The organism is Burkholderia sp. HI2714, assembly GCF_002223085.1.
Classification (GTDB): Bacteria; Pseudomonadota; Gammaproteobacteria; order Burkholderiales; family Burkholderiaceae; genus Burkholderia; species Burkholderia lata_D.
The window spans coordinates 1-4,924 of the sequence record NZ_NKFM01000099.1 but is presented as its reverse complement, the minus strand read 5'-3'; the positions used below and the strand labels follow the sequence as shown (position 1 = coordinate 4,924).

Genomic DNA, 4,924 nt, shown 5'->3' with positions numbered 1-4,924 from the left:
ACGGGTTGGCGTACCCATGCACTTGCCATTTCGATGGGCGGCGGTGTTGACGCGCGCGATTCAACTCGCGACGAGGTCGCGTTGCGCGCAGCTCGAAACGACCGCCTGAATTTCGCATGTCCGACTATTTGGTGGCCAGTCCACCGGCAGAGCCGGTGGCTTACCTAACTGAGTAAAAAAGCAATAATTCTAGGCTAACTTAATTGCTACTCGATGCTGGGCTCCAGGAAAAATAATTTCTAATCAATTTTATATTTTCATCGCTATAGCGGTAACAATTCGAGCGGAGCGGATTTGGGCTCTTCATAATTGTTTCGCACCACCAGCCGCCTGTGTAAATGACGTCGGCATTTTCATGGGTTGCACCAATCATGTGCCCAAATTCGTGCGCAGCAATTTGATAGCCATAATTGCTAGCAACACCAACATGTCCGCCTTCGGCCGCATAGCCTGCCACAGTCCAGCTTGGGTTGCTCTCGGTAAATAGCAAAAATTTATTTCGCCTGTAGTTGCTTAATACGCCAAATTTTTTATCAAATTCCTCTTTCCCACCAAAAAGATGATATCCATCAAATTTTCTTATAAAATTTTCCACTTTATGCTCTAGCTCGTAAAGCACTTTTATTTTGGATGAATCGTCGCTTGCATAGTAATTTACGCTCGCAATTTCATTATTATCATAATATATAATATTTATTGTCGTTCCTGGAATAATTTCCTTTAGATGGTCAATAAACCATGAAAAATAACCCGCATGAATTCCACTTACGTCCGCCCCCTTACTCTTGCCGGCGACATCGTTGTGAATGAAGACCCAAAAATTGATTGGCCCCTTGCTCGCGGCCGTAATGGCCGCTGGCGCGGAGATGGGTGATGAGGATTTCATTTTCTCGAAATGGCTTGGATTATTAACTACGTCATTGCCAGAGAGTCCACTCGCCACCTTATCAATTCGATATTTTTTTTCTGGGCCATTTTTTCTGAATTCGCGAAGAGTAATCTCTCCTGATCTTCCGTCAGCCCAAGAGATGCCGAGCTCTTCTCCCGATCTCACCAACTTTGCTCGTTTTCCGTTAACTAATCCGTTATACGTGTATACAATCAATGGATTTTTTGAGTTTTTTGAGAAAAATACATTTGTCGAACCAGAGTCATCCCTGAGTCCAACGCTAATTCTGAGGTCTATATTTCCATTTGAATCGATTAAGTCGATTGAGCCGCCATTTTTTGCAATGGAGTCAAATGCAGAAACCAATTGATTGGCAAAAACTCGATTTGCATTGTTTTTACTGGAATTGCCGAATTCACTGGCGACATCGGAAAGTGTTTGGCGGCGCAATTCGCCATTAACATTGGCCGCGATAGCATCAACGCTGGAAACCATCATTATGGCAGTAATGTGCAGCAGGAGTAATTTCTTTTTCATTGCCGAAGTAAAACATTAATATGAATAGCGCAAAATCAATAGTCGCAATGTTTTGCATTGAAAGTATATGTTGCTATCAACCTCCTGAAACTTAATAAAAGTAAATTCGTATAAGTGTTGCTGGTAAACGGGATTGAAGTTTGTTAGCTTTGGCGAACCGTATACGCCGGAGCCTTACATGAGCTTGCCCGCGAAAAACGTATCCCTTGCTGAGTGTGTGAAACTCAAGCAAGGAGGAAGGAAAGACGGGTAACCGGAGAGCGCGGTACACGCTCGAGTTAAAGCTGGAAGCGGTGCGCATGGTGCGCAATGGCCAGAGCATTGCGGCGGTGGCGAAGATACTCGGTATCAGCACGCAGACGCTGCACAACTGGATCAAGGCCGACGACACGGGCAAGCTCAGTGCAGCGGGTACGAAGGTTTCGCCCGAACAGATGGAGATTGCGCGACTGCGCGCCGAGCTGGCGCGCGTGAAGATGGAGCGCGACATATTGGAAAAAGCCACGGCGTACTTCGCGAAGGTGTCGGCATGAGGTATGCCTGGATCGAGAAACACTGTCGACACTGGCCGGTATCGTTGGCCTGTCAGGCGCTGGGCGTGAGTCCGAGCGGCTACCATGCCCGTAAGACCCGCGATGTCGATACGGAACGCCCGCGTCGACGCATCAGTGACGACGTGCTGCTGGTCCATATCCGGGCCGTACACGCCATGTCCAAGGGCGAATACGGCTGGCCGCGTGTCTGGAAGGAACTGAAGGCTCGTGGCGTTCGCGTGAGCAGGGATCGGGTTCAGCGGCTTATGAAGCTGCATGGCATCCAGGCGAAGACCAAGCGGCGATTCAAGGCGACGACGGACAGCAACCATGATTTGCCGGTCGCACCGAACCTGCTGCAAAGGGACTTCTCGCCGGCGCAGCCCGATCAGGTCTGGACGTCGGACATCACGTACATCTGGACCGACGAAGGCTGGTTGTACCTGACGGTCATCCTTGATCTGTTCAGCCGGCAGGTCGTGGGCTGGTCGATGAAGCCGCATATGCGCACGGAGCTGGTGTCGGACGCGCTGCGCATGGCGTGGTTCCGTCGTCGCCCCAATGCAGGGCTGATTCTGCATAGCGATCGGGGCAGTCAGTACTGTAGCCACGACTTCCAGCGGTTGCTGAAAAGCTACGGCATGCGCAGCTCGATGAGCCGCACGGGAAATTGCTGGGACAACGCGCCGACCGAAAGCCTGTGGGGATCGCTCAAGCGGGCGCGAATCCTCGGCCGCCGGTTCGCGACGCGACGCGAAGCGATGGACGAGGTCATCGACTGGTTGGGCTTCTACAATCACTCTCGTTTGCACTCGACGTTGGGCTACGTTAGTCCGATGCAGTTCGAACGAAGCTGGTACGCCGCGCAGCACCAGGCGGCATAATGGCTCTGCTAAGGGATGCGAAATTAGCGGGCAACCTCATCTTCCCGTGCCGCCTGCTGGAGCTTCGCGAGCGTGGCCTGCTTCATGGCGAATGCCTCTTCGTCGCGCTTTTTTTGAGCGTGAGGGGTTCGGTCGTGGCGATCTGAATCGCCGCCGCGACCATCGTATCGGGCAAGGCGCGCGGGCGACCGCCTCCGTGGCCCGTCAGCAGGCCGACCACGCCACGCTCGCGCCACGCCATGACCCAGTTGTAGGGCGATTGCACACTGACGCCGAGTCGCTCAGCCACCTTCGGTGGGGTCAGGCCGCTGCTCAGCAGCACCAGTCCCGTGGCGCGCGTCCTGATGTCCCGATGACGGTGATTAAAGGCCAGTTGTCCCAAGGTCAGCTTCTTCACTTCAGCTAGTCGCAACTCGCATCGCATAGGTTCGCAGTTCCCATCACATGATCTGCATTCCTAACGCATAATCTTAAAATCTGTTTACTCAACATACTTAGAGACCAGTTCAAATTCCCCGTGAGGGGGCTGCTTACTTTCTCGGCGATTTGTTAGCCTTGAGCCCCGGAACGACGGGAGCCCAAGGATGGAAGCGCCGATCATTGACGACGAACCGTGGAAACTGATCGAACCGTTGCTGCCTGTCGTGAAGCCTCGCGCGAAGAGCGATCCGGGGCGTCCGCGTGTGCCCGATCGCGTGGCGCTCAACGGGATCCTGTTCGTGCTCAAGACGGGCATCCGTTGGAACCATTTGCCGACGCGACTGGGCTTCGGCTCGGGCGCAACTTGCTGGCGTCGACTGGGCGACTGGCAAAAGGCTGGCGTGTGGGATCGGTTGCACGAGCTGCTGCTCGACAAGCTGCGCGCGACGGGCCAGCTCGACCTCTCATATGCAGCGGTCGATTCATCGTGGGTACGCGCCGTCGGGGCGGGCGAAAAACTGGCCCGAACCCCACGGATCGCGCGCGTCCAGGCTCCAAGCATCACATCCTCGTAGACGCCAACGGCGCTCCCATCGTCGCGATTCTCACCGGTGCGAACACCAACGACGTTACGCAGCTGCTGCCGCTCGTCGATGCGATTCCGCCGATTCGGGGCGTGCGTGGCCGACCGCTTCAAAAGCCGAGGATCGTCTATGCCGATCGTGGCTACGACTCCAAACAACACCGTCGCGCACTGCGCGAACGTGGCATCAGACCCGTGATCGCAAAGCGCCGCACCGAGCACGGTAGCGGACTCGGCACGTATCGTTGGATCGTCGAACGCACTCACTCTTGGCTCCACAATTTCCGTCGTCTACGCATTCGCTTCGATCGTCGTGCTGACATTCACGAAACGTTCCTGAAACTTGGCTGCTCGCTCGTCTGTTGGAACATCTTCAGGCATGCTGAGCAGGATTTTTGAACTGGCCTCTAAGGAGAGGCATATGATATTCGTAATGAGACGCATTTGCAATTATAATGTCGTTGTCACGGCGTTGGTGCACTTCGGCTTCGGAGCTGGATCACGGAAAAGCTTGGCTGACGGCTTTGTTCAGCAGGGTAGGCGCCAAGTTGGTTGCAGACGCAACTATGCATTTTTGAAGCAAACGGGCCTGCCGAACGAATTCCACAGGTTCAGCAGGTTGGCGATGATCACGCCCTCGCACTGCTGCGACTCGAGCCGGCGCGTCAGCAGCCGCGCGCCGATGCAGCGTTTGATTCGCGAGATCTGCGATTCGACCCGTGCGCGCTGGCCGTACCCGTATTTGTTCCGGAATGCATGGATGCCCTTGTCCTTGATGTACCGAACGAGATGGTCGTGCCAGCGCGTCGCCGGCTGGTCATGAACCACCGCATTGGCCGGTGGTGGAATCACGGGCAGCACGCCGCAGGCTGACCACGCCTCGGTCTGCGCAATGCTGTAATACGCCCCATCGGCGATCACGCAGTCGACGTTCGCGTTGACCGCCAGCACGGCATCCAGGCCCGCCTCGTCGCAGACGTGATCCTCGGTGATCGCGATCTGGTGGACATTCATCTGCGGATCGATCGACAGATGCATCTTGCGCCACGGCGTCCGGCTCGCATCGCGGCCGTACTTT

Annotated in this window: 5 protein-coding genes; 2 read left to right on the top strand and 3 right to left on the bottom strand. The window is 54.9% G+C overall.

Annotation, left to right across the window (positions count from 1 at the left end):
• Positions 1–199: 199 nt before the first annotated feature.
• A complete protein-coding gene (locus tag CFB82_RS42935) occupies positions 200–1,426 on the bottom strand; it encodes a reprolysin-like metallopeptidase (RefSeq protein ID WP_143751074.1) in 1,227 nt (408 codons plus the stop codon).
• Positions 1,427–1,725: 299 nt separating this feature from the next.
• Here CFB82_RS42935 and CFB82_RS40915 point away from each other — a divergent pair.
• Positions 1,726–2,843, top strand: a protein-coding gene (locus CFB82_RS40915; protein ID WP_089487885.1) for an IS3 family transposase whose coding sequence is annotated in 2 segments (ribosomal slippage) — positions 1,726–1,921 and positions 1,921–2,843 — 1,119 coding nt in all. Because the reading frame shifts where the segments join, the coding sequence is not laid out codon by codon here.
• 82 nt (positions 2,844–2,925) lie between these two features.
• Here CFB82_RS40915 and CFB82_RS40910 read toward each other — a convergent pair.
• Positions 2,926–3,240: a helix-turn-helix domain-containing protein gene (locus CFB82_RS40910; protein WP_179255534.1), complete on the bottom strand. Its 315-nt coding sequence runs from the start codon at positions 3,238–3,240 to the stop codon at positions 2,926–2,928.
• A gap of 187 nt (positions 3,241–3,427) precedes the next feature.
• On the opposite strand from CFB82_RS40910, the gene CFB82_RS40905 reads away from it, so the two are divergent.
• Positions 3,428–4,245 (top strand): IS5 family transposase gene (locus CFB82_RS40905; RefSeq protein WP_089487883.1). Its coding sequence is split into 2 segments (ribosomal slippage): positions 3,428–3,776 and positions 3,776–4,245, totalling 819 coding nucleotides; the frame shifts between segments, so codons are not numbered across the junction.
• Between the two features lie 165 nt (positions 4,246–4,410).
• Here the strand turns inward: CFB82_RS40905 and CFB82_RS40900 are convergent.
• Positions 4,411–4,924, bottom strand: a 514-nt coding sequence (locus CFB82_RS40900) for a transposase (RefSeq protein WP_256990776.1), incomplete at its 5' end; no start/stop codon positions are given.